The following is a 25,039-nucleotide window of genomic DNA, read 5'->3' on the forward strand; positions in this document are numbered from 1 at the left end:
GCGCACGATGCTCTGCATCCCCTCGCCCGTGTCGCCGCCGATGAAACTGCTCAGCCACCTGTTCCGTGCCGGTCACTTCGTGATCCTGGCATTTTTTGTGCTGTGCGCGGCGGGTCTGGTGGCGATGGCCGGGCTGGAGCTGTGGCATGGCTTTACCCCGGGCGGCGACATGGTGGTGCGCGACCGCTTCAACGTGGTGCTGGAGGCGATCGGCCTGCTCACCGTGGCGCTGGTGACGCTGGAGCTGGGCCAGACCATCTTCGAGGAAGAGATCCTGCGCGACGTCAAGGTCAGCGGCCCGACGCGCGTACGCCGCTACCTGTCGCGGTTCTTCGTGGTGATCGTGATTGCGCTGGCGATCGAAACGCTGGTGTCGATCTTCGAGCTGATGCACGACGACCCGGCCAAGCTGCCGTATGCGGCGGCGGTGGGCCTGTGCGCGGCGCTGTTGCTGATCGCCTGGGGCGTATTCGTCAAACTCAATCGCAGCGCCGAAGAGCTGGAGCCCGAGGCGATGGCGGAAACCAAGCGCGAGGACCGCGAGGTCGAGGAATAAGCGCCGTCAGCTGCTGACCGCTGGCAGCGGCGGCACCGTGGTCGGCTTGCCGTCGTCGCCGAGTGCGATCATCACGAAGTGGCCGCGGGTGCACAGCTCGCGTGCGCCGCTGAGCAGGTCTTCGGCGATCAGTTCCACTTCCACCTTGATCGAACTGCGCCCCACCGACACCACCCGTGCGATGGTTTCCACCATCTGGCCCTGGCGGATCGGCAGCTTGAAATCCACCTGGTCCGAGCGCGCGGTCACCACCGCACGGCGCGCATAGCGCGAGGCGGCCAGGAAGGCGGCCTTGTCCATCCATGCCAGCGCCTGCCCACCGAACAGCGTGCCCATGTGGTTGGTGTGGTTCGGGAACACGATCTCGGCCATGCGGACTTCGATCGGTGGCTGGGTCTGCAGGCTGTCTGACATGGGGGTTTCCAGGGAAAGGGGTCGCTGCGCGCCAGGGCGATTGCAGCAGCCTGGCACCCACAGGATAGGCGGTCAGCCGCAGCGGCGTACGCCGGAACGTAGCGCAGTGGTGATGGACAGCCATCTTGCCAACGCGGGCGCTACGTTGCGCTTGCGCACGGTTGCCGCGGGCGGGTTGGCCGGCGGCCGGTATTCGGCGTGGCTGTCGTGTACCGCCGCGCGCGCGATGGGGTTTGTCGGGACGGCGGTCGCGGCCGGGGCCGCTCCTACGGGAGCATCAAGATTGCGTCGCCATCACTGGGTAAGGCGGCGGGCAGCCATCGCCTCGATGCGATGACGGGCAACCGCAGGTGCGCATGCGGCTGCGCGCCACGGTGGCTCAGAGGCTGGTCTTGACCGCGGTTTCCACCTGCGCCGGCGACTGGAAGCCGGGCAGGCGCGCCACCTCGCTGCCGTTCTTGAACAACGCCAACGTCGGCGTCTGCCGCAGGCCCAGGCTGCGGAAAAACTCCTCGCCAACCACTTCCAGCTTCACCTTGAGTAGTGCGACGCCCGCGGCGTCCTCGCTCGCGGCGAACTTGGTCAGCGACATGTCGAGCATCTTGCACCCCGGGCAATTGTCCTTGTAATAGTCGACCAGCAGGCGCGGATGCGCGGCCAGGGCGGCGACGTAGTCATCAGGGGTTGAGGCGTGGAGAGTTTGCATGGGGGGATGTCTCTGTACAGGCAAGAATGTGGTCGGTCCAGCGTTGGATCTTGGTGGCGTCGCGTTCGCCGTGGGGCATCTGTTCGATCTCCAGCCGCGGATAGCACGTACCGAAGAACGCGGCGATGCGCCGCGCCGCGCCGCAGTAATTCTCCTCGCCCCACTGCGTCTCGCCGGTGCCGAACACCGCTAGCCGTTCCGGCTTGCCGACCGCATTCACGAGCTCTTCGATGAAGCGCTTCATCTCCGGTGGCGTACGCCCGGCGTTGATGCTCCAGCTACCGAGGATGTAGAGATCGTGCACGGCGCCGGCGGGGCAGGCCTGGGCAAGCGTCTGGATGTCGGCATCGATCCAGGTTACCGCATGGCCCAACTTTTCGCAGCGCGCGCGGATCGCACGCGCGACATCGCGCGTGTTGCCGCTAAGCGAAGTGTGGGCAAGGAGGATGCGCAAGGGACAGGCTGATTGTGATTTCTTAGAACGTTAAGGCACGAGAGCTTAGAAAAGACTGCGCGTGGAGCCACCGCGCAAATTCCCTATCTAGGCCTCAGGCACGCGGCGTTGGTACGTCGAAAGCCATGACGGTGAGATACAGCTCTCGATTTCTGTCGTCTCGGTTTGCGAACAAATATCGAAAAACTGTCTCGCTTGATCTAGACAGGGTCTTCTTGTACTGCGGATGCGAACTTACAGCTTCAGGAATTGCCGCCAGCACCTTGGAAAAATCCCGATTCCGATTAAATACAACGATTGCTGTCTTTGTATCCCTCCAAGAGCTGTAGCCAAGCAATTGGTCGATCGTGGTCAAAAGCTTCCTAGGGCCCGACCAAAATTTGCACTCCGCGATGAAGATATTCCGTCCCTCGGAGCGGATCAGGATGTCGGTTTTCCCTTCGTAGTTGAACGTCTCGCCGGTCGCCTGACCTTGGTAATGTCCGTTGAGTTGAACTAGGAAGTGAGACCGCAATGCTTCCTCATCAACATCATGGAAAGCAGAAGGGCTCAGTTCCATCACTTGGGTCATGCTTTGCATAACTCCAAGAATGTGCTCGTAGTCGGTTTCTCTAAGCGCAGGCTCTGGTTTGTAAGGATCGGAGCTTGCACGTGGCATGGTAGGAGAGATTTTTTTTCGCACCTCTGCTGGGACGTACGTTTTCGGAGCGTTCGGTCGCTCCTTCATCTTGAACCCGAGCGCTGCAACCGTGCTGCGATTGGCAAGCAACTTTTCGCGACGAGCTTCAATAGCTGCGCGGGCAGATTTTGGTAGCTGCCGGTTAAGTCCCTGAACATTCGCACGTAAGTTTTCCAAGTAAGACTGAATCTCTTGGAGAGTGCGATCAATATGTCCGCGAACTTGGTCAGCAACAAGTTGCGTTCCAGAGATCGTGAAGGTCAGTAGATTGCCGTGTACGCGCGCCCTTGGTGGACTCAGGCTGTAAGGATTCGGCCTGATGTTGAACGCCTCAGCCTCTCCCGTGAATGGCACTTCCACCTCAATCGCTGAGCCGGTGATGTAGCACGGCCTGCTTCGATCCAGCACATGTCTGCTGTGATCTCTGCTGATATCGATCTGCGTCTCGCGCTCATCGACAACCAGACCGCCTTCGTCAAGAACAGGCACTTCGATGCCGTACTTCTCCGAAAAATAGATGGTTAGATCGTCGACAGACGTATTCAGTAGACGATCCGAGTCTATTCTTTCGATCTCCTCGGTCATCTGCTGGCGTTGATTACGATCGACCGACAACCAGTCAGCGCCAGTGAATAAGTAATCTTCGCGAGCCAAAAGAGTGTCTCCCTAGAGCGAACCCTGGACTTCCCATCCGGACGTTATGGCGGCGACTGTATCAACGCTACCGCAGCTGAGTCACAGATCGTCGAAGCCGTTATCCGAGTTGGTCTTCTTGTACGAGGCATTGCGCATTTCGAAGAAGTCGGTCTTGGTTTCGGTGAAGTTGTCGGCGTAGGCCTTGATCCACGGCATCACGTTGTCGTTGGCGCCTTCGTACAGCTTCTCGATGCCGAGCATGCCGGCCATCTTGTTGGCGCGGTACTTCACGTAGCGGATCATCTCGTCCACGTCGATGCCGTCTATGCCGTCCAGCACTTCGGCCGTCCACACCGTTTCCAGGTCGATCGCGTGCTCGAAGGCCTTGTGCACGTAATCGGTGAGCTGGTCGCCCTGCAGTGCCTGATTCTCGCCGATGATGGCGCGAATCAGCTCGCTGATGAACTTGGAATGGGCCAGCTCGTCGCGGTTGATGAAGCTGATGATCTTGCCGGTGCCGGTCATGCGGTTCTGGCGGACCAGATTGTAGAAATACGCAAAGCCGGAATAGAAGTTGATGCCTTCCAGGATCGAGGACTGGATCAGCGCGCGGATCAGCGTTTCGGCCGTCTTGTCGCGCATGAAGTCTTCGTAGGCGCCCATGATCGGCGCATTGCGCTTGATGATGGTCGGATGCGTGCGCGCGATCTCGAACACGCGGTTCTGATCGGCCAGGCCGGTGATCGAGGCCAGCACGTAGCTGTAGCTCTCGTTATGGATCACTTCCTGCTGGCCGATGATCGCGGCATTGGCGTGCGCGGCCGGGTCGGTGATGTATTCGGCGACGTTGTAGATGAAGCGCGTCTGCGGCGAATCCAGCGTGGCCAGCAGGCCGATGATCGAGTCGTAGGCATTCTTCTCGCGCGCCGACAGCTCGTTGTACTGGCGCGCGTCGCCCTTCATGTCCACTTCGTCGGGGATCCAGAAGTTGGTCGACAGCTCCTTGTAGGCCCGATAGAAGGACGGGTACGGGATGTCGTTCCAGTTGAGGATGCCGGAGGTTTCGCCATTGATGATGGCGGTGGAGCGGTTGGGGTGACGCGGCTCCAGGATCTTGATGCGCTCAAGCGGTGTTGCGGACATGGGTCTCTACTCGTGTTTCAGGCGTCGCCCGCGCGTGCAGCGGGGACGGCGGCAGCAATCGTTCTGGAGGAAAGCCCCCTGAGTCAGGGGGCGCGCCGAAGGCGCGGGGTGTGGGAGCTGATGAAGCAGGGTCCACGGTTCGCAACGCGAACCGTGGAGGCGAAGCGCGAATGCGCTTAGCTACTGCATGCGCTTTAGCTCGAACACCACTCGCATTCGCTGATGTCGATGTCGTTGGAGCGCACGTAGTACGTGGTCTTCAGGCCTTCGCGCCAGGCCGTCATGTGCAGGTCCAGCAAGGTGCTCGCACGGATGGTGCTGGGCACGTAGAAATTGAAGCTGATCGACTGGTCGATATGCCGCTGGCGACGCGCGTTCTGGCGCACGCTGGCGAACTGGTCGACCTTGTAGGCACCCTTTTCGTAGTACGGCCAGGTTTCCAGCGACAGGCCAGGTGCGGCGACCGGACGACGGAAGTCCTTCTTCTCTTCGTAGTAGAACGCGCTGTAGATCGGGTCGATCGAGGCGGTGGAACCGGCGATCTGCGCGGTGCTCATGTTCGGCGCAACCGCCAGCATCCAGGCATTGCGCACGCCATTGACGGCCACCTGTGCGGACAGCTCCAGCCACTGCGGGCTGTTGTAGTCGCGCGCACGGAAGTACTCGCCGGTGTGCCAGTCGCTGCCGCGGAACACGCTGTAGGTGCCCTTTTCCTTGGCCAGCTCCATGCTCGCCTGCACGGTCAGATAGTTGATGCGCTCGTATAGCTCGTCGCTGTAGTCCTCGGCTTCCTTGGCATTCCAGTGGATGGACTTCTGCGCCAGCAGATGGTGCCAGCCGAAGGTGCCCAGGCCGATGGCGCGGTACTTCTGGTTGGTGATGGTGGCCTGCGGCACCGGCAACTGATTCAGATCGATCACGTTGTCGAGCATGCGCACCTGGATCGGGATCAAGCGTTCCAGCACGTCGGCGCCCAGCAGATCGGCCTGGTCTGCCTGCACGGTGATCGCGCGGCCCAGGTTGATCGAGGACAGGTTGCACACGACGAAGTCGCCGGCCTTCTTGGTGGTGACGATCTGATTGCCGCTGATGATCTCCTGCATCATCCGCGTCGGGCTCATGTTCTGCAGGATCTCGGTGCACAGGTTGGACGAATAGACCATGCCCTCGTGCTTGTTCGGGTTCTTGCGATTGACTTCATCGCGATAGAACATGAACGGGTTGCCGGTTTCCAGCTGGCTGACCATGATCCGCTTGAAGATCTCGATCGCCTTGACCGTCTTGCGGGTGATGCGCTCGTCGGCGACCACTTCCTCGTACTTGCGACGGAAGCTGCTGTTGGCGTCGCCCTTCTTCTCGTCGTAGAAGTCCTGCAGGTACCAGCCCTTGATCCGCTTCACTTCGTGCGGATCGAACAGATACCAGTCGCCACGACGCTCGACCGCTTCCATGAACAGGTCGGGGATGCACACCGAGGTGAACACGTCGTGCGCGCGCAGACGCTGGTCGCCGTTGTTCAGGCGCAGATCCAGGAACGACTCGATGTCGCGGTGGAAGATGTCCAGGTAGACCGCGATGGCGCCCTTGCGCTGGCCCAGCTGATCCACCGACACCGCAGTGTTGTTGAGCTGCTTGATCCACGGCACCACGCCGCCGGAGGAATTGGACACGCCGCGGATCGCCGAACCGGACGAACGCACATAGCCCAGGTACGCGCCCACGCCGCCGCCGTGCTTGGACACGCGCGCCACGTCGGTATTGGAGTCGTAGATGCCCTGCAGGCTGTCGTCGACGGTGTCGATGAAGCAGCTCGACAGCTGGCCGCCGACCTTGCCGGCATTGGCCAGGGTCGGGGTGGCGACGGTCATGTACAGGTTGGACAGCGCCCAGTAGGCCTCGCCGACCAGCTGCATGCGGCGCTCGCGGCTGCCCTTGCCGTTGCCGATCTCGTCCTGCATCAGGTACAGCGCGATGGTCAGCCAACGCTCCTGCGGCAGCTCGAACACGCCGCGCGAGTTGTCGGTGGCCAGGTAACGCGTGGCAAGCAAATACAGGCCGTTGTAGGCGAACAGCTTGTCGCGCTCAGGCTCGATCATCTTGCCGGCTTCGATCAGCTCGTCCTTGGAATAGCGGCGCAGGATGTCGTTGGAATAGACATTGCGGTCGGCCAGGCTCTCCTGCAGGCCGACGAACGAGCCGTACTTCTGGCTGGCGTCGTAGAAACGGTTGCGGCTGGCGCGCTTGTACAGGCGGCGCAGGTACAGGCGCGCGGCAAAGTGCTCCCACTCCGGGGTGGTCAGATCGACGCGGGCCTCGGCCTCGCGGATCAGGTGGTCGACCAGGTCGTCAGCGTTGACGCTGTCCTTGCGGTCGACGAAGCCGAACACCGAGCGCTTGTAGTCGGCCACGTCCAGCTGCGGGAATTCGGCATGGATCTGGTCGATGGCGCGCTCCAGGCGCTCCGGCTCGAACGGGATCCGGCGGTTGCCGGCTTCCTTGGTAATCCAGGTGGCGACGGCTTGTTCTTCGATGGTCTGTGCGTGCATTGCAATGGCTTGGCGGGGAGGCGGCACGATGTCCGACGGGTCGGTCAATTCCGGCGCGCCGCAACCGGGCGCGCTGACACTGGCGGGAACGCTGGTGGGTGTTGCGGTACCGGCGGCGATCGCGGCAAGGGTGTCGTTGGTGGTCATGCGTCCTCCATGCGTAGGCACACGAACCCGGCTGGGGACGGGTTGCGGCCGGATCCGGATTCCCTGGACAGCGATGGCGGTGCGCGACGACCAGCACGCAAGACCCACGGTCTGCGGCGGCATCGCCTTCACCAGCCATCTCCTTACCGGAGATTCCACGGCCGCCACCGCGCGGTGTGCTGTCGCGCAGTGGTCGGTGGCGAAACAACCGCGGCGCAACGAGACCACGCCGCCCGCTCCAGGCGACGCCCGGATGGCTGTGATCGTTCGTTGCTGCCGCCGCGGAGAGGCGTTTGATTGGCAACCTGCTGCAAATCATGCTCTCACTGGTCCGGACGCCTTGGGGCGACCAACCACCGACTCCCCCAAGATAGTGGGGTCACCCGGAGGGGTCAACACCAAATGTAGGAAAATCCCGAAAACCCTTACAGCACAAAGCACTGTCTGACGAACGGTCGGCGCAAGGCTGCGAACCCGTCCAATTGGACTGCGCAGTCAAGGCCCAAACCGGCAATTCTGTCGATCAGTTGGGTCCGGTTGGGTTGGCTGCGACACCCATCGAGACTGAAGCTGGTCACAGTTGTGCGATCCCTGCCTCAGGCGGCACCGCACGCCTGGGGCGCCTCCCCGGCCCGGCAGTGGGAGGATCTCGCCGCTACCGAATCCAGGTCGAGTGTGCGGTGCCCTCACCGCTCGCGGGACACGCCGTGAACCCATCCCTGGGGGCTCGGTAGCGGCATCCATGCCGCCACACGGTCCCGCAATCGGCGAGGACACCGCACCAGAAAGATGGCTGGCCGCTTTGTTGAGAACCGTGCACACCGACCATCTCGACAGGTCCTTGTCCGCCCACCGTCGCGGGACCTTACGCGGCATGGATGCCGCGTAAGAGCCTACAAGGACGTACTTGCGGCGTGTCCTGCGAGGGTGGGCGGGCAAGGACCCGGCAGCAAACTCACAGCGTCGAGAGCCTGGCGAGGACACCGCACCGGTTGCCGGCTGCTTCGCTGAAAACCAGGCACACCGACCAGCTCGACTGGTCCTTGCCCGCTCACCGTCGCGGGACCTTACGCGGCATGGATGCCGCGTAAGAGCCTACAAGGACGTACTTGCGGCGTGTCCCGCGATGGTGGGCGGGCAAGGGCCCTGCAGCAAACCCACAGCGTCGAGGTTGGGCGTGCAAAGGCAATGCAGCCAAGCCACAGAACTAGCGACGCCGCCCGATGGCCGTGAAGACGCTGTCAGCCGCTCTCAAGTGAACAGCATTACGCCCTGAGCGCGGCCATGCGCGAGATCAGATCTCGGTCGGGCCGATATGGTGGCGCTTGCGGTAGCGGATCGACGACCACACCGAGGCGGCGATGAAGGCCACGCCGATCAGGCCGGTCAGCACTTCCGGCACGTGGTACACGGTGCCGACCAGCATGATGATCGCCAGTACGCCGATGGCGTAATGGGCGCCGTGCTCCAGGAACACGAATTCGTCCAGCGTGCCCTTGTGCACCAGATAGACCGTCATCGAACGCACGAACATTGCGCCGATCGCCAGGCCCAGCATGATGATGACCACATCGCGGGTGATCGCGAACGCGCCGATCACCCCGTCGAACGAGAACGAGGCGTCCAGCACTTCCAGGTACAGGAAGGCGGCAATGCCCGAGCGCTTGGCCGGGCCCATGCCGTCTTCGCTCTCTTCGGACTCGAACAAGGCATCCACGCTGCCGACCAGCAGGTACAGCAGGATGCCGCCCAGGCCGGCGAACAGCACGCTCTGGAAGATGGCCTCGGGCAGGAACAGCTTGGTGCACAGCAGCACCGTCACCGCCACGATCACCGACATCGCATCGGCCTTGCCCAGCTTGCCGACCAGCCGTTCCACCGGGCCGAGCCAGTGCAGCTTGCGCTCCTGGTCGAACAGGAAGTTCAGGAACACCAGCAGCAGGAACATGCCACCGAAGGCGGCAATGGACGGGTAGTTGTCGGTCAGCACCTGGCTGTAGCGGTCCGGCTCCTTCAGCGCCATCTGCATCACCGGCACCAGGCCCATGCCGGTGGCCACCGACACGATCACGATCGGAAACACCAGGCGCATGCCGAACACCGCGATCAGGATGCCGACGGTGAGGAACAGCTTCTGCCAGAACGCGTTCATGTGCTTGAGCACACCGGCGTTGACCACCGCGTTGTCGAACGACAACGACACCTCCAGCACGCTCAGCACCAGGCACAGCCACAGCGCCTGCCAGATACCCATCGAGGAGGTATGACCCCACCAGGCAGCCAGGCCCAGGCAGATCGCTGTGACCAAAAACGACATTCTGAAATCGCGGAACATTGACACTCCCAGGCGGGCCGAGACGACAGCCGAAGCAACCGGCCAGGGCGAGGCCCGGCAGATCCGGCATGCGGTGGAGGATGGGGGACCGCGGCGTGACGCGAGGTCAGGCCGGGCGTGGCTCGCCCATTATAGGGAGTGTCACCGCCATCAGGGTCGCATCGTCCGGATCCGGGCGGACCCCGAAGCCCAGGCTCTGGCACATTGCCAGCATGGTGCGGTTCTCGCGCAGCACCTGGCCTTCGATCTGCTTCAGGCCCAGCCAGCGCGCGTACTCGATCATGATGCGCATCAGCTGCCAGCCGATGCCGTGGCCCTTGAGGTCGGAGCGGATCAGGATGCCGTATTCGCCGCGCTCGTAGTCGGCGTCGGCATGCAGCCGCACCGCGCCGAGCATGTCGCCGGTCTTGGGGTCGATGGCCACCAGCGCGATCGAGCGCGCGTAATCGAGCTGGGTCAGCCGCGCGATGAATTCGTGGCTGAAATGCTTGACCGACTGGAAGAAGCGCAGCCGCAGGTCCTCGTCGGTGACCCGCGCGAAGAACGCGCGGAACAGCGCGTCGTCCTCCGGGCGCACCGGGCGCACCAGCGCATGCGTGCCATCGCCCAGCCCGATCTGGCGCTCCCATTCCTTCGGATACGGAAAGATCGCAAAGCGCGGATGGCCGCGGCCCTTGTGCAGCTTGCGCGCCGGCGCCACCGCCACGCGCGCGTCCAGCGCGATCACGCCATCGCGGTCGGCCAGCAGCGGGTTGATGTCCAGCTCGGTGATTTCGGGGATGTCGGCGGCCAGCTGCGCCAGCTTGACCAGCACCAGCGCCACCGCGCGCTCGTCGGCGGCCGGCACGTCGCGGTAGGCCTTGAGGATGCGCGACACCCGCGTGCGGCCGATCAGCTCGTGGGCCAGGCGCAGATCCAGCGGCGGCAACGCCAGCTCGCGGTCGTTGATCACTTCCACCGCGGTGCCGCCGCGGCCGAACACGATCGCCGGGCCGAACACCGGGTCGTCGGCGATCCCGGCGATCAGTTCGCGCGCCTTGGGCCGCAGCACGGTGGGCTGCACGATCACTCCTTCGATCAGCGCATTGGGGTGCGCGGCGCGCGCACGCGCCAGGATGCCGGTCGCCGCTTCGCGCACCGCCGCCACGCTGGACAGGTTCAGGCGCACGCCATCCACATCGGACTTGTGCGCGATGTCGCTGGACAGCACCTTCAAGGTCACCGTGCGGCCGACGGCCAGTAACGGGTCGGCCAGCAATGCGGCCTCGTTGGCGGTGGCGGCCACCTGCAGCGGCACGATCGGGATGCCGTAGGCGGCCAGCAGGCGGTTGGTGGCCACCGGGTCCAGCCAGCGCCGACCGGCGGCCAGGGCGTCGTCGACCACCGCGCGGGCGATGCCGGCATCCACCACGAAATCTTCCGGCAGGCTGGGCGGGGTCTCCATCAACGCCGCCTGCGCCTCGCGGTAGCGCACCAGGTGAGTGAAGCCGCGCACCGCGTCCGACTCGGTGGCATAGGTGGGCACGCGCGCGGCATTGAGCGCGGCGATTGCCGCATCGTCCTGGCCCAGCCATACCGCAAACACCGGCTTTTCGCGCTGGTAGCGGTTGCGTTGGTCCAGCGCGCGGGTCAGCGCCTTGGCCGCATCGGCCGAGGAGGTGAACGCGGTGGGCACGTTGACCACCAGCAGCGCGTCGTTCTCCGGGTCGTCCAGCAGGGCTTCGATCGCGGCGGCATAACGCGGCCCGTCGGCATCGACGATGATGTCGACCGGATTGCTGCGCGACCAGCCCTGCGGCAGCGACTGATCCAGCCGCTCCAGGGTCTTGGCCGACAACTCGGCCAGGGTGCCGCCGCGCAGCACCAGCTGATCCACCGCCAGCTGCCCCACCCCGCCGCCGTTGCTGAGGATGGCCAGCCGCCGGCCGGGAAAACTGCCGAGCCGGCCCAGGGTTTCGGCGGCGGCGAACAATTCGTCCAGCGCGCCCACCCGCAGCAGGCCGGCACGTGCGAATGCCGCGCCATACACCGCGTCCGAGCCGGCCAGCGCCTGCGCGTGGGTGTCGGCATTGGGATTGATGCGGAACTGACGCCCGGACTTGACCACCACCACCGGCTTGGCGCGCGCGGCGGCGCGTGCGGCCGACATGAACTTGCGCGCATCGCCGATGCGTTCGACGTACAGCAGGATCGCGCGGGTGCGGTAGTCGGTGGCGAAGTAGTCGAGCAGATCGCCGAAATCCACATCCAGCGTATCGCCCAGCGACACCACCGCCGAGAACCCGACCGAGCGCGCCACGCCCCATTCCACCAAGGCTGCGGCAATCGCGCTGGACTCGGAGATCAGCGCCAGGTCGCCGGCCTGCGGGCAATGCGCGGCGATGCTGGCATTGAGCCGCGCATGCGGGGCGATCACGCCCAGGCAGTGCGGGCCGAGGATGCGCATGCCCTTGGCGCGCGCGGCTGCCTCCATGCGCGCGGCCGGCGAGCCGGGGCCGCTGCCCAGCCCGGCGGTGAGGATGATCGCCGCAGCCACCCCGCGCCGCGCCGCGATCGACACGATGCGCGGCACGATGCGCGCCGGCGCGGTGATCACCACCAGGTCCGGCACCCAGGGCAGATCGGTCAGCCGCGCCACCGTGCGCACGCCATCGATCTCGCTGTAGCGCGGGCTCACCCAGCCGATCTGCCCGGGAAACCCGGCCGCGCGCAGGTTGCGCACCACCGCCCGCCCGGCCGAGCGATCGCGCGGACTGCCGCCGACCACCGCCACGGTGGTGGGACGAAAGACCTGCTGCAGGTGGTAGGTACTCATGGCTAGAAGAGACGACGGGAAACGGACACGGTACACGTCGGCCCGAGCGCACGTCATCGATCCCGCAGCGAAGAAGCGCGACACAGCACCTGCTATTGTTGTGAACGATTCCCATTTTCGTTAATATCCCGTGGTCAGCCAGCTTCCTGCGCCGCCCCGCGCCCCTCCGCCAGCGACTTACTCGGAACAGGGCCCCCCATGAAACTGCTGACCTTGTCGGCGCTGCTGCTCGCTGCCTCCGCCTCTGCGCACACCCCTTATCTGGCACCCAATACCTTCGCGCCCCAGCCTGGCCAGACGGTGACCCTGGACGCGGCCTTCGCCGAGACCTTCTTCGTCCCGGAAGCGGCCTTCGACCAGAGCCACTTCAGCATCACCGGGCCCGACGGCCGCGATGTGGAACCGGCCCGGGTGCAGGCGCTCGACACCCGCACCGTGCTCGAACACACCCTGAGCAAACAGCCCGGCACCTACCGGGTCAGCAGCGGCCTGCGCGTGGGGGCGCAGTTCCGCACCTGGGAGCTGGACGGCAAGCGGCAGACCGTGCGCGACCCCAACGTGGCCATGCCCAAGGGCGCCACGCTGATCTCCAGCTTCCAGTCGCGCACTTTGGCGGAAACCTATCTGAGCGTCGGCAAGCCCGATCGCCGCGCGCTGGCACCGCGCAACCGCGGGCTGGAACTGGTGCCGGTGACGCACCCCAACGACCTGTATGTCGGCGAGAGCTTCGCCTTCACGGTGCAGTACGACGGCGTGCCGCTGGCTGGGCAGAGCGTGGACATCAGCGAGGCGGTGTGGACCTCCGACCGCAAGCCGACGCAGGTCAGCGTGACCACCGACGCCGCGGGCCGCGCGACCTTGAAGCTGGACCACGCCGGCACCTGGTTGGCGCTGACCCGTCACCGCACCCCGGCCCCGGCCGATGCCCCGGTGCGCGAGTACAGCAACAGCACCACGCTCACCTTCCAGGTGCTCGAACAATAGCGTTGCGCAACCGCTAACTGCGGTTGCATCGCCCTGGCAGCATGACACTACCGGCGCGGCCATCCGCCCGGCACCGCACTCCACCTGCAGGCCCAGCCAGCGCCACGGCCCGGCACCGTTTCTCCCCTCAAGAGGCAATCCATGAACACTGGCTCCCCGGCCGGCGCGTATCTGTGCGTGCTGTTACTTCCTGCCACCGCTCTCGCCCAATCTGACCTGCGCCCGTTGCTCGGCGGTCACGGCAACAACGTGCAGGCCTTCATCACCCAGCATGACGACGACGGCGACGGCCGCATCACCGCCGCCGACTTCGCGGCGTTCCGCCGCGCCCGCTTTGACGCCACCGACCGCAACCACGACGGCAACGTCGACGAGAACGAATACGTGGCCGAGTTCCGCCAACGCCGCCAGCGTGCGCTGGAGCAGGAACGCGGCGTACAGGCGGCACAGGGCCGGACCCGCTTTGCCGCCCTGGACGCCGATGGCGACGGGCAGGTGTCGCGCGCCGAATTCGACGCGGCCGGCGCGCAGGACTGGACGCGCGGTCAGGCGGCGCGGGCGGCAGCGGCCAAGGATGCGCCTGCCGATCGGACGCAGGCCTTCGACCGCGACGGCGGCCGCCCGGGCATGCCCGACAGCGGCTCGGCCGAGGGCTTTCTCGCGCTGTACGACGAAAACGGCGACGGCAAGGTGGGCCGCAAGGAATACGCAGACCTGCGCACGGCACAGTTCGCCTGTGCCGATACCGACCGCAACGCGGCGCTGTCGCTGGACGAGTACCGGGTGGAATTCGAAGACCGCCTCAACCGCCGCCTCACCGCGCTCGAACAGGCCGACGACCGCCAGGTGCATGTGCGTTTCACCGTGCTCGACACCGACAAGGACCAGCGCATGAGCTTTGCCGAGTACCAGGCCTCGGGCCTGCGCACCTTCGCCCGCGTTGACCGCAACCACGACGGCGTGGTCGATGCCGACGATGCCGCGTTGCCGCCGCCGGCGCCTGCGACCGCACCAACCACCACGCCGGCCCGGGCCAACTGACCTCCCGATGCGGGCCTTGCCGCCCGCGCCCCTGGCCCGCCACCGGCGGGCCCACCCAGCCACGCGACCGCTCTTGCCGCCCGCAGCCAGGTCCGCGCCTTCCGGCGCCCCTTCCCCTTTCCTGACTGTGGACTCCACGATGACCTCGACACCGACCCTGCTGGCCCTGGCGATCGCCGCCGGCCTGGCCTTCCCGCTGCATGCCGAACAGGCACCCGCCGACGCCACCACCTTCGACCCGGTCGAAGTGAAGGCCGCGCGCGACAAGCGCGCCTCCAGCAACCAGAACGTCACCACCCTCGACACCGCGCAGCTGCAGCAGGAACAGGCCGAGAGCATGGAAGACCTGATGCGCTACATCCCCGGCATGAGCATCGCCGACATGGGCCGCTTCGGCGAGAACGGCTTCAACATCCGTGGCCTGGAAGGCGACCGGGTGGCGATGACCATCGATGGCCTGTCGATGGCCGAAGGCGTGGAGACCGCGCGCGACTACGAGTTCTTCCGCGCCGGCCGCGGCGGCGTGGACGTCGATTCGCTCAAGCAGGTGGACATCGTCAAGGGCGCCGACTCCATCAGCGCCGGCAGCGGCGCGCTTGGTGGCGCGGTGGTGTTCACCACCAAGGACCCCTACGACTACCTCAAGGCCCAGGGCAACGACAGCTATATCGGCCTGAAGACCGGCTACACCGGGCATAACGACCAATTGCTCGGCAACCTCACCGTCGCCAACCGCAGCGGCATCGTCGAATCGATGCTGAGCTACACCCGCCGCGAGGGCCACGAATCCGAGGGCTGGTATTCCAGCACCGACATCGACACCGGCAGCGCGCGGCGCACACCCGACCCGGTCGACAGCCAGAGCGACAACGTCCTGGCCAAGCTCGACGTGGTGCCGAACGCACAGCACCGCTTCGGCGTGGTGTACGAACGCAACCGCTCGCAGAACCGGGTCGACAACCTCAGCCGCGTCAGTGCGCCCAGCTACGCCGAGCGCATCGGCGAGGACAGCAACGACCGTGACCGCTACGGCCTGCGCTACCTCTGGAAGGCCGACAACGCCCTGTTCGACACCCTGGAGGCGCAGCTCGACCGCCAGCAGACCGACAGCCGCGGCACCACCCGCATCCTCACCCAGAGCGGCAGCTCGAGCACGCCGGCCACCGCCGCCACCACGCGCTGCACGGTGGCGCTGCCGTGCCGCCGTGCCGAGGACCGCGACACCGAGCAGATCCTGGACCGCCTCGCGGTCGACTTCGACAAGCAGCTGCACGGCAGCGGCTGGTCGCAAGCACTGTTGTACGGGGCGGCCTGGCAGCGCCGCAGCATCGACTTCAGCGCGATCGACTACCGCTGGAACAACGCCGGTACGCTGGACACCGCCACCGTCGACCCGGCGCAGGTGCCCAAGACCGATGCCGACACCTGGAGCGTGTACCTGCGCGACCGCATCGGCCTGCTCGACGACCGCCTGCAGCTCACCCTGGGCGCGCGTTACGACCACTACCGCTACGCGCCGACGCTGTCGTCCACCTTCGTCGATGTCACCGGCACGGTGCGCGAGGTGACCTTCGCCGCACCGACCTGGCAGGCCGGCATCAGCTACGCCTTCACCCCGCAGCAGACGCTGTGGTTCCAGGCCGGGCGCGGCTTCCGTGCGCCGACCACCGCCGAGATGTACGCCCCGACCAGCATCACCGCACTGACCCGGCTGGACACCGGCGCCACCGTCAACGTGCCGACGGTGGCCGCCAATCCCGCACTCGACGCCGAGCGCAGCCTCAACCTGGAACTGGGCTGGCGCTGGGAGAGCGACTGGGCGCGCGTCGGCCTGTCGGTGTTCCGCGACCGCTACGACGACTTCATCCAGAGCGAGACCGTCACCACCGATGCCGGCACGCTCTACCAGACCTGCACCCGCGGCGTGTGCAGCACGCGCAACGGCTACGCCTACACCACGCTGCTCAACGTCGGCCAGGTCGAGGTCAAGGGTGTGGAACTGGATGCGCAGTTCAAGCTCGGCGACGCCTGGCTGCTGCGCGCGGCATGGACCCACGACCAGGGTGAGCTGGAAGATGGCCGCCCGCTGGACAGCATCAATCCGGATCGCGGCGTGCTCGGCCTGAGCTGGCAGGGCCTGGACGAGCGCCTGCGCGTCACCGCCAACATCACCCACGCGCTGGCCAAGAAAGCCAAGGACGTCAATGTCGAGAACGACATCTTCGGCGCTGCGGCCGAGCCGTTCCTCAGCGACGCCTACAGCGTGGTCGACCTGTTCGGCAGCTACCGCTTTAACGCGCACGTGCGCGTCAATCTCGGCGTCTACAACCTGTTCGACGAGCGCTACTACCAGTGGGCGCGCATCCGCAATGTCACCCGCGGCGATTTCTATCTGTACGGCTATGCCACCGACGACGGCATCGGCCGCTACAGCGAACCGGGACGCAACCTGCGTGCCACGCTGTATGTGACCTTCTGACGCGATCGCCGCTGCGCATCGCTGCATGGCCTGCCGTGCAGCGATGCGCGGTGGACCAGGCACTACGGCCTGAGCCTGCACCTGCCGCGCTACGCCGGGTGCCGGTCCGCGGCGTCAGCCATCCGGTCAGAGGTGCCGCAACACCTGCGGCACCTCGACCATCGCAGTCCTCATCCAGGGCACGGCGGGGCGCAACTTCCGCGCGCCCCGCCCGCTGCGCTACAACAAGGTGCCGCTGAGGATCGCGGCGGCAATGCTGAAATAGATCACCAGCCCGGTGACATCCACCAGCGTGGCCACGAACGGCGCCGAGGCGCTGGCCGGGTCGAAGCCGAGCCGTTGCAGCACGAACGGCAGCATCGAGCCGGACAGCGAGCCGAAGGTGACGATGCCGATCAGCGCTGCGCCGATGGTCAGCGCGACCATCTGCCAATGCGGGCCGTAGTCGTACAGGCCGGCGGTCTGCCAGATGGTGATGCGCACGATCGCCAGGAGGCCCAGGATGGTGCCCAGGGTGAGCCCGGTCGGCAGCTCGCGCAGCGCCACCTTCCACCAGTCGCCCAGGCGCAGTTCGCGCAGTGCCAGCGAGCGGATCAGCAGCGAGGTGGCCTGCGAGCCGGAGTTGCCGCCCGAGCTCATGATCAGCGGAATGAACAGGGTCAGCACCACCGCCTTGGACAGCTCGTCCTCGAAGTGCTGCATCGCGCTGGCGGTGAGCATTTCGCCCAGGAACAGCACGCTCAGCCAACCGGCGCGCTTCTTGATCATCTGGCCGAAGCCGATCTGCATGTAGGGCTTGTCCAGCGCTTCCATGCCGCCGAACTTGTGCACGTCCTCGGTGGATTCGGCGATCAACGCGTCCAGCACATCGTCCACGGTGACGATGCCGAGCACATGGCCATGCGCATCCACCACAGGGATCGCCAGCAGGTCGTGGCGGCGGATCAGGCGGGCGACTTCTTCCTGGTCCAGCGCCGGGTCTACCGTGACCGGCGGGTTGACCTGTGCCACCTCCAGGATCGGCGCCTCCGGCGCGCCGGTGATCAGCCGGCGCATGGTGACCACCTGGGTCAGCACGCGGCTGTGCGGGTCGAGCAGATAGATCGCATAGACCGTCTCGCGGCTGCGCTCCACCTCGCGGATGTGCTGCAGCGTGCGGCCCACCGTCCAGTCGGCCGGCACCGCCACGAACTCGGTGGTCATCAGCGCGCCGGCGGTATTGGGCGGGTAGCGCATCAACGCCTGGATCGACAGCCGCGCCTCGGCACTGAGCAGCCACAGCAGCGGCTGGCGCTGCTCGGCATCCAGGCCATGGAAGATGTCGGTGGCGCGGTCGTCGGCCATCTGCCCGAGCAGGGAGGCGGCCTGCTCGGCCGGCAGCAGCGCGACCAGCGCGCTGGCGGCGTGCAGCTCGGGCTGTTCGAGCAATTTCACCGCACGCGGCTGCGGCAGCGCGGCCAGCACCTGTGCGGCCTCGTCGCGGTCGAGGGTGTTGAGGTATTCCACCGCATCGGCCGTGTTGAAGTCGGCGATGGGTGCGATCAAGGCATCGACGCCTTGGGCAAGGCGCAGGGTTTCGTTGTACATGGTGGTTCGCCTGGTGACGACCGTCGTCGATGACAGCCAGCGAACCTGAGCCTCAGGCGTGCGCCAGCTGGGTCATCGACCCGGGTCTAGGGTGACTGTCGCTGGACATGAGTAAGGGCTCCGAAAGGTGCGTACCGGCCGGTGATCCGGGCGGCAGCGCGGCGCAGTCTGCGCGCCTGCGCCCGCTTGGTCAATGCCCTGCGCAGGCCATGCTCAGCGGGCGTCCAGGCGGACGCCATAACGCCGAGCCTGTCATGTCGACAAGCGACTGCATCGCACCCGACGACCGGCCGTGCGCGACCGACCAGGACCGTGGGTCATCGCCTGCAACGGCGGCGGCGTGCACGCGTGCAATGCGGAACGACGTGGCGACATGCAGCTCAGTCATGCGGACGACGTGGCGCATTGCTGCCCGCGATGTGGTGCTGCCGGCTTGCATCACCGAACCAGCGCACACCGCCAATCCACACAGTTGCACGCAGCGCACGCCGATCCAGGCAAGCAGCCGACCGCGGGCGGCATAATGCGAACCTCAACGGAGAACGTGCATGCATAGCGGTGGTCTGGAACTGGCTCTGGTGCTGATGCTGGCCGCCATCGTGGCGGTGCCGGTGTTCAAGCGCTTCGGCCTGGGCGCGGTGTTGGCCTATCTGGTCGCCGGTGTGGTGCTCGGGCCCGATGGCGTGGGCGTGGTGCAGGATGCCGAGCGCATCAGCGGCGCGGCCGAGATCGGCGTGGTGATGCTGCTGTTCGTGATCGGCCTGGAGCTGTCGCCGGCGCGCCTGAAGGTGATGCGTCATTCGGTGTTCGGTGCCGGCGCCACCCAGGTGGTGGTGACCACGCTGATCCTGGGCGGGCTGCTGATGCTCGGCAACCTGGGCTGGAAAAGCGCGTTGATCGTCGGCGTGGCGCTGGCGTTGTCGTCCACCGCGGTGGGCCTGCAGCTGCTGGCCGAGCGCAAGGCGCTCAATAGCGACTACGGGCGCCTGGCGTTCGCCATCCTGCTGTTCCAGGATCTGATCGCCATTCCGTTGCTGGCGGCCATTCCGCTGCTCGGCGGCAGCAAGAACGCCACGCTGGCATGGCCGGACGTGGCCAAGGCGGTCGCGGCACTGGCGCTGGTGATTTTGTGCGGGCGCTTCGTGCTGCGCCATCTGTTCAACGTGGTGGCGCGCACGCGCATGCCGGAAGTGTTCACCGCCAGCGCCTTGCTGGTGGTGCTGGGCACCGCCTGGATCATGCAGGAAGCCGGGTTGAGCGCCAGCCTGGGCGCCTTCATCGCCGGCGTGCTGCTGGCCGATTCGGAATTCCGCCATGAGCTCGAATCGCAGATCGAGCCGTTCGAAGGATTGCTGCTGGGGCTGTTCTTCATCTCGGTCGGCATGGGCATCGATCTGAACCGGGTGGTCGCCGAGCCAGGCCTGATCGCCGGCGGCGTGGCGATCCTGCTGGTGGTGAAGTTCTCGCTGCTGGTCGGCATCGGCAGCGTGGCGAAGTTGCCGCTGCGCAGCAGCCTGATGCTGGGCAGCGTGTTGTGGCTGGGCGGCGAATTCGCCTTTGTGGTGTTCAACGAGGCCGATCGGGTCGGCTTGCTCGAGCGCGCCAACCACGACCGGCTGGTGGCCGTTGTCGGCGTGTCGATGGCGCTGACGCCGCTGTTGCTGCTGGGCATGCAGCGCATCCTCAACGGGCCGCTGCGGCTGCATGCGCCCAAGTCCGACCGCCCCTTCGACACCATCGATGCGCAGACGCCCAAGGTACTGGTCGCCGGCATGGGCCGCTTCGGTCAGGTGGTCGCGCGCCTGCTCACCGCGCGGCATGTGCCGTTCGTGGCGCTGGAACACAATCCGGACACCGTGGAAGATCTGCGCCGCTTCGGCAGCCAGCTGTACTACGGCGACCCCACGCGACCGGAACTGCTGCGCGCCGCCGGCGCCGACCGCATCAAGGTGTTCGTGATCGCGGTGGATGACCCGGACACCAACATCAAGACGGTGCGGCTGATCCGCCGCCTGTACCCGCAGGCCACCGTGCTGGCACGTGCACGCAATCGCCAGCACGCCTGGAAACTGATGGACCTGGGCGCCGAACCGTTCCGCGAGGTGTTCGCCTCCAGCCTGGAACTGAGCGAACGCGTGCTGACCTCGCTCGGCCTGGGCGAGGCGGTTGCCAAGGATCACGTCAAACGCTTCCGCCAGCACGACGAAGAGTTGCTGCATCGCCAGCACCTGGTCTACGACGACGAAGCCAAGGTGATCCAGACCTCGCGCGACGCACGCGCCGACCTGATGAATCTGTTCGAAGCCGACATCAAGGCGGATGTGGACGGCGAGCCCGCGCCTACCACACAGGATCGCTGAGCCCTTGGTAGGAGCGTGCCTGCGCGCGACCGGGCATTACCGATAAAGCCCGTCGCGCGCAGGCACGCTCTTACGTGGAGCTGCGGCGGCTACCTCCGTCAGCGGCGTGGCGTGCGCGCCGCGGTCTTGCTGGCCGACTTCTTCGCTGTGCTCTTGCCAGCCGCGGTTTTGCCGGTGGTCTTTGCGACCTTGCCGGTTGCGCGTTTGCCCGCGACTTTCTTTGCCGCACTGCCCGGCGACGTAGCCGCATCCTGCGATGGTCTTGCTGCAGCCGCAGATACGCGTTTGGCTTGCGCCTTGGTGACCTTTTCAGCTGCCGCCTTGGTGATCCTCCTGGCCGGCGCCTTGGCAGCCTTCTTGACCGTCTTCTTGGCGGCTTTCTTGATCGGCGTTGCGGCGCTGCTGCGCGCTTCCGGTGCGCGGCGCGGCGGTGGCTTGCGGCCGGGGGTGAGCGCGCGCCAGGCGTGTCCACCGTTCATCGCCAGCAAGGCGTCGGCGGCCGAGGGGCCGGCGCTGCCGGCGGCGTAATTGGGGAAATCGCTGGGCGGTTGCTTCCAGGCATCCAGGATCGGTTGCACGATGCGCCAGGCACCTTCCACCATCGCCGCATCCTGGAACAGGCCGGCCTCGCCGTTCATGCAGTCCTGCAGCAGGCGCTCGTAGCCCACCGTGTATTCCTTGGGGAACCAGTCGCGGTAGCGGAAGTCCATGCGCACCGGTGCCAGGCTGACCTGCGCGCCGGGGCGCTTGACGTCGAACTGCAGCGAGATGCCTTCGTCGGGCTGGATGTGCAGCACCAGCCAGTCGGGGCCGTAGCCGCCCACTTCGGTGCTGCGGAACGGCGCCAGCGGCGCAGGCTTGAAGCGGATCGCGATCTCGGTGGTGCGCTCGCGCAGACGTTTGCCGGTGCGCAGGTAGAACGGCACCCCGGCCCAGCGCCAGGTGTCGACCTGCAGCTTCATCGCCACATAGGTTTCGGTTTCCGAATCGTCCGGCACCGTGTCTTCTTCGCGATAGCCGGGCACGGCGCTGCGGTTGACCGCACCGGAGGCGTACTGGCCGCGCACCACGTCTTCGGGCTTGATCGGGCGCACCGCTTCGATCACCTCGGCGCGGCGGCGATGCATCGCTTCGGTGGTGAACGCGGCCGGCGGCTCCATCGCAATCATCGCCAGCAACTGGAAGAGGTGGTTGGGCACCATGTCGCGCAGACAGCCGGTGGGGTCGTAGAAGCGCCCGCGCCCTTCCACCCCGATGGTTTCGGCGGCGGTGATCTGCACATGATCGATGCGGTCGCGGTTCCACACCGGCTCGAACAGGCCATTGGCGAAACGGAATGCCAGGATGTTCTGCACGGTTTCCTTGCCGAGGAAATGGTCGATACGGAACACCTGGTCCTCGTGCAAGACCTTGGCGACGGTGGCGTTGAGCGCGACGGCGCTGGGCAGGTCGTGGCCGAAGGGTTTTTCCACGATCACCCGACGCCAGCCCTCGCCCTCGCGTTGTTTGACCAGCCCGGCTTCGCCCAGGTTGAGCAGGACCGGCTCGAAGAAGCGCGCGGCGGTGGCCAGGTAAAACAGCACGTTGCCCTGGGTGCCGTAGCGCTTGTGCAGTTTCTCCAGCGCGCCACCCAGGGTTTGATAGGCGCCCAGGTCGGTGAAATCGCCGCGCAGATAATGCATGCGCTCGCGCAGCCACTCCCAGGTATCGGTGTCGAATTCGTCGGTCTGGAATTCGGCATCGCGGCTGCTGAGCAGCTCGGCCATCGACTGGCCCATCATGGTGCGCCACGAACGCTCGCTGATATCGCCGTGGTCCATGCCGACGATGGCGAACTGCTCGCCCAGTGCGCCGGAGCGGCGCAGGTTGTACAGCGCCGGCATCACCAGGCGCTTGGTCAGATCGCCGCGTGCACCGAACACCACGATGATGCACGGCGGGGTGGTGGCTTGTTCGTTCATGGATGTGTTTCCTCTTTGCCCATGCGTCCGTGCAGGCGCAATGCCGCATTGACCAGAGCCACGTGGGAATACCCTTGCGGGAAGTTGCCAAGCATGCGTTTGCTGCGCGGGTCGTACTCTTCGGCGAGCAGGCCCACGTCGTTGCACAGCCCGAGCAGACGTTCGAGCAGCACGCGTGCCTGCTCGGTGCGCCCTAGCAGGGCGTAGTTTTCCACCAGCCAGAAGCTGCAGGCAAGAAAGGTGCCCTCGCCGGCCGGCAAGCCGTCGGCGCTGTCGTCGGCGCGATAGCGTTCGACCAATCCATCGATGGTCAGATCGCGTGCGATCGCATCGGCGGTCGCGGCGATACGCGGATCATCGGCCGGCAGGAACCCCACGATCGGGATCAGCAACAACGCCGCATCCAGGCGATCGGAGCCGTAGCTCTGCACGAAGTGCCCATCCGGGTGCACGCCTTTTTCCAGCACTTCGGCGCGGATGTCGTCGGCGATGCGGCCCCAGTGCGCGCGCTTGGCCGCATCGGCGTTGGTGATGCCATCGCGCGCGCCGCAATCGAATGCCAGCCAGGCCATCACCTTGGAATGCACGAAATGGCGGCGCTCGTCGCGGATTTCCCAGATGCCTTCGTCGGGCAGGCGCCACAGCGTTTCCAGCGTCTCCAGCACCTTTTCCAGCAACGATGCCGACGAGCCATCGTCATCGGACGGCGGCGCCACGCCCTTTTCGCGCGCGTAATGGAACGCGCCGATCAACTCGCCGTAGACGTCGAGCTGGAACTGGTCCACCGCGCCGTTACCGATCCGCACCGGGCCGGAATTTTCATAGCCGGGCAGCCAGTGCGCTTCCCACTCCTGCAGGCGGCGTTCGCCGGCGATGCCGTAGAGCGCCTGCAACTGATCCGGAGAACCAGCGATGGCGCGTTGCACCCAGTCGCGGAAGGCCTCTGCTTCGTCGCGATAGCCGGCCTGCAGCAAGGCGATCAGGGTGAACACCGAATCGCGCAGCCAGCAGTAGCGGTAATCCCAGTTGCGGCTGCCGCCCAGATGCTCGGGCAGCGAGGCAGTCGGTGCGGCGACGATGCCGCCGGTGGGCAGATAGCTGAGCCCCTTCAGCACCACCAGCGAGCGGCGCACCTGCTCGGTCCAGGGGCCGACATCGGTGCAGCGCCGCGCCCAGCCATGCCAGAACGCGGTCGTGCGTTGCAGCGCCTGTTCCGGATCGATCGCCGTCGGCGTGGGCTGATGCGACAGGCCGTGGCTGAGCAGAAACCAGGTGCTCTCGCCCTGCTGCAGCGTGAAGTCGGTTTCGGTGCCCATGTCCTCGCCGTGCAGCGCCTGCGGCGAGCGCAGCGCAAGCTGGTCGGGGCCGGCAATGGCGCGGATGCCACCGTCGATGCGCGTCACCCATGGCACGGTGCGGCCATAGTTGAAGCGGAAGGTCAGGCGCATGTGCATCGGCACCTGGCCCTGCACGCAACGCACGATCCGCACCAGGTGCTGGTGGCCGTCGCCTTCATCGCTGGCGACCATGAAGTCGACCAGTTCCACCGTGCCGGTGTCGGTGTGCATGCGCGTGCACAACACCAGGCTGTCGTCTTCATAGGCACGTTCGCTGCGAAAGTCGCCGGCCGGCGACAACGCCCATTGCCCGTGCTGCTCATCGCCCAGCAGGGATGCGAAAAATGCATCGGAATCGAAACGTGGCAGACACAGCCAGTCGATGGTGCCGCGGTGGTCGACCAGGGCCGCGCTGTGGCAATTGCCCAGCATGGCGTGGTCCTCGATACGCACGCTCATCGTAGAGGCGCTTCCTTCGTGCGACGGAGCGCCAAGTTTTGCATGCGCGGTGTCGGGATCAGGTTACGACTGCGCCGGCAGACGCAGCAACGGTGGCACCGTGTGTTCCAGGCGACGGATCAGTGCCGGATCCATATACGCGTAGTCGTCGGGAATCTGCAGGCAGATCACCCGGCAATGGCGCAGATGGGCGGCGAAGCGTTTGCGCAGCAACTGCAGATGGCGACGCTCCATCACCAGCACCAGTTGCGCTTCGTGCAACAGCTCCGGGGTGAGCTGTACCTCCGCATCGGCGGCCAGCCCGGCCGATTGCGTCTGCACGCCCGGCCAGTCGGCGAACACGCGCTCGGCAGTGGGGCTACGCAGGCGGTTGCGGCTGCACACGAACAGCACCCGCAGC

The 25,039-nt window shown here is 65.9% G+C and carries 17 protein-coding genes; 5 read left to right on the forward strand and 12 right to left on the reverse strand.

The features are described 5' to 3' along the window. Positions 1-40: 40 nt before the first annotated feature. The gene (locus AC1PLA_RS19735; protein WP_016903647.1) at positions 41-556 is read left to right on the forward strand and encodes a hypothetical protein; all 516 of its coding nucleotides are present in this window, start codon (positions 41-43) and stop codon (positions 554-556) included. 6 nt (positions 557-562) lie between these two features. Here the strand turns inward: AC1PLA_RS19735 and AC1PLA_RS19740 are convergent, their stop codons facing one another. The 8 genes from AC1PLA_RS19740 to AC1PLA_RS19775 all read right to left on the reverse strand — a co-directional run bounded on the left by AC1PLA_RS19740 (position 563) and on the right by AC1PLA_RS19775 (position 12,431). Further along, the gene (locus AC1PLA_RS19740; RefSeq protein WP_104555676.1) at positions 563-970 is read right to left on the reverse strand and encodes an acyl-CoA thioesterase; all 408 of its coding nucleotides are present in this window, start codon (positions 968-970) and stop codon (positions 563-565) included. 379 nt (positions 971-1,349) lie between these two features. Next, on the reverse strand, positions 1,350-1,676 hold the full coding sequence (locus tag AC1PLA_RS19745; protein ID WP_104560576.1) for a thioredoxin family protein: 327 nt from the start codon (positions 1,674-1,676) through the stop codon (positions 1,350-1,352). Continuing rightward, entirely contained in the window at positions 1,648-2,130 is a 483-nt protein-coding gene (locus AC1PLA_RS19750) for a flavodoxin (protein ID WP_104575944.1), read from the reverse strand. The genes AC1PLA_RS19745 and AC1PLA_RS19750 overlap by 29 nt, the downstream gene beginning before the upstream one ends. A 94-nt stretch (positions 2,131-2,224) precedes the next feature. After that, positions 2,225-3,463: a hypothetical protein gene (locus AC1PLA_RS19755; protein ID WP_181098571.1), complete on the reverse strand. Its 1,239-nt coding sequence runs from the start codon at positions 3,461-3,463 to the stop codon at positions 2,225-2,227. Positions 3,464-3,544: 81 nt separating this feature from the next. Continuing rightward, positions 3,545-4,588: a ribonucleotide-diphosphate reductase subunit beta gene (locus AC1PLA_RS19760; RefSeq protein ID WP_039521116.1), complete on the reverse strand. Its 1,044-nt coding sequence runs from the start codon at positions 4,586-4,588 to the stop codon at positions 3,545-3,547. A 194-nt stretch (positions 4,589-4,782) separates the two neighbouring features. Continuing rightward, positions 4,783-7,281, reverse strand: coding sequence for a ribonucleoside-diphosphate reductase subunit alpha (locus tag AC1PLA_RS19765; protein ID WP_024940692.1), 2,499 nt, complete (start codon positions 7,279-7,281; stop codon positions 4,783-4,785). 1,294 nt (positions 7,282-8,575) lie between these two features. Next, positions 8,576-9,616 (reverse strand): DUF475 domain-containing protein, encoded by a 1,041-nt coding sequence (locus AC1PLA_RS19770; protein WP_039814914.1) that lies wholly within the window; start codon positions 9,614-9,616, stop codon positions 8,576-8,578. A 106-nt stretch (positions 9,617-9,722) separates the two neighbouring features. Beyond that, positions 9,723-12,431, reverse strand: a complete 2,709-nt coding sequence (locus AC1PLA_RS19775) for a bifunctional acetate--CoA ligase family protein/GNAT family N-acetyltransferase (protein WP_039521122.1) — start codon at positions 12,429-12,431, stop codon at positions 9,723-9,725. Between the two features lie 198 nt (positions 12,432-12,629). Here AC1PLA_RS19775 and AC1PLA_RS19780 point away from each other — a divergent pair, with 198 nt between their 5' ends. The 3 genes from AC1PLA_RS19780 to AC1PLA_RS19790 all read left to right on the forward strand — a co-directional run bounded on the left by AC1PLA_RS19780 (position 12,630) and on the right by AC1PLA_RS19790 (position 16,935). Next, a complete protein-coding gene (locus AC1PLA_RS19780) occupies positions 12,630-13,415 on the forward strand; it encodes a DUF4198 domain-containing protein (protein ID WP_104571097.1) in 786 nt (261 codons plus the stop codon). A 141-nt stretch (positions 13,416-13,556) separates the two neighbouring features. Further along, a complete protein-coding gene (locus AC1PLA_RS19785; RefSeq protein ID WP_481105197.1) occupies positions 13,557-14,456 on the forward strand; it encodes an EF-hand domain-containing protein in 900 nt (299 codons plus the stop codon). A gap of 139 nt (positions 14,457-14,595) precedes the next feature. After that, complete coding sequence (locus tag AC1PLA_RS19790) at positions 14,596-16,935, forward strand: TonB-dependent hemoglobin/transferrin/lactoferrin family receptor (protein WP_481105198.1); 2,340 nt, start codon at positions 14,596-14,598, stop codon at positions 16,933-16,935. A 219-nt stretch (positions 16,936-17,154) separates the two neighbouring features. Here AC1PLA_RS19790 and mgtE read toward each other — a convergent pair whose 3' ends face one another. Beyond that, positions 17,155-18,522: a magnesium transporter gene (mgtE, locus tag AC1PLA_RS19795; RefSeq protein WP_046345028.1), complete on the reverse strand. Its 1,368-nt coding sequence runs from the start codon at positions 18,520-18,522 to the stop codon at positions 17,155-17,157. A gap of 548 nt (positions 18,523-19,070) precedes the next feature. On the opposite strand from mgtE, the gene AC1PLA_RS19800 reads away from it, so the two are divergent. Beyond that, the gene (locus AC1PLA_RS19800) at positions 19,071-20,882 is read left to right on the forward strand and encodes a monovalent cation:proton antiporter-2 (CPA2) family protein (protein WP_054591201.1); all 1,812 of its coding nucleotides are present in this window, start codon (positions 19,071-19,073) and stop codon (positions 20,880-20,882) included. 98 nt (positions 20,883-20,980) lie between these two features. Here the strand turns inward: AC1PLA_RS19800 and zwf are convergent, their stop codons facing one another. The 3 genes from zwf to AC1PLA_RS19815 all read right to left on the reverse strand — a co-directional run bounded on the left by zwf (position 20,981) and on the right by AC1PLA_RS19815 (position 25,032). Next, a complete protein-coding gene (gene zwf / locus AC1PLA_RS19805; RefSeq protein ID WP_481105199.1) occupies positions 20,981-22,843 on the reverse strand; it encodes a glucose-6-phosphate dehydrogenase in 1,863 nt (620 codons plus the stop codon). Beyond that, complete coding sequence (locus AC1PLA_RS19810; protein WP_481105200.1) at positions 22,840-24,639, reverse strand: glycoside hydrolase family 15 protein; 1,800 nt, start codon at positions 24,637-24,639, stop codon at positions 22,840-22,842. Before AC1PLA_RS19810 ends, zwf begins: the two co-directional genes overlap by 4 nt. A 63-nt stretch (positions 24,640-24,702) precedes the next feature. Beyond that, complete coding sequence (locus AC1PLA_RS19815) at positions 24,703-25,032, reverse strand: low molecular weight protein tyrosine phosphatase family protein (protein ID WP_016902847.1); 330 nt, start codon at positions 25,030-25,032, stop codon at positions 24,703-24,705. Positions 25,033-25,039 lie beyond the last annotated feature (7 nt).

The sequence above is a fragment of the Xanthomonas sp. NCPPB 1826 genome, assembly GCF_056725285.1.

Coding starts and splice junctions, on each gene's coding strand:
- AC1PLA_RS19800 (WP_054591201.1), top strand. CDS start 19,071: ATGCATAGCGGTGGTCTGGAACTGGCTCTGGTGCTGATGCTGGCCGCC.
- AC1PLA_RS19790 (WP_481105198.1), top strand. CDS start 14,596: ATGACCTCGACACCGACCCTGCTGGCCCTGGCGATCGCCGCCGGCCTG.
- AC1PLA_RS19745 (WP_104560576.1), bottom strand. CDS start 1,676: ATGCAAACTCTCCACGCCTCAACCCCTGATGACTACGTCGCCGCCCTG.
- AC1PLA_RS19785 (WP_481105197.1), top strand. CDS start 13,557: ATGAACACTGGCTCCCCGGCCGGCGCGTATCTGTGCGTGCTGTTACTT.
- AC1PLA_RS19780 (WP_104571097.1), top strand. CDS start 12,630: ATGAAACTGCTGACCTTGTCGGCGCTGCTGCTCGCTGCCTCCGCCTCT.
- AC1PLA_RS19735 (WP_016903647.1), top strand. CDS start 41: ATGAAACTGCTCAGCCACCTGTTCCGTGCCGGTCACTTCGTGATCCTG.
- zwf (WP_481105199.1), bottom strand. CDS start 22,843: ATGAACGAACAAGCCACCACCCCGCCGTGCATCATCGTGGTGTTCGGT.
- AC1PLA_RS19740 (WP_104555676.1), bottom strand. CDS start 970: ATGTCAGACAGCCTGCAGACCCAGCCACCGATCGAAGTCCGCATGGCC.
- AC1PLA_RS19810 (WP_481105200.1), bottom strand. CDS start 24,639: ATGAGCGTGCGTATCGAGGACCACGCCATGCTGGGCAATTGCCACAGC.
- AC1PLA_RS19760 (WP_039521116.1), bottom strand. CDS start 4,588: ATGTCCGCAACACCGCTTGAGCGCATCAAGATCCTGGAGCCGCGTCAC.
- AC1PLA_RS19775 (WP_039521122.1), bottom strand. CDS start 12,431: ATGAGTACCTACCACCTGCAGCAGGTCTTTCGTCCCACCACCGTGGCG.
- AC1PLA_RS19765 (WP_024940692.1), bottom strand. CDS start 7,281: ATGACCACCAACGACACCCTTGCCGCGATCGCCGCCGGTACCGCAACA.
- mgtE (WP_046345028.1), bottom strand. CDS start 18,522: ATGTACAACGAAACCCTGCGCCTTGCCCAAGGCGTCGATGCCTTGATC.
- AC1PLA_RS19770 (WP_039814914.1), bottom strand. CDS start 9,616: ATGTTCCGCGATTTCAGAATGTCGTTTTTGGTCACAGCGATCTGCCTG.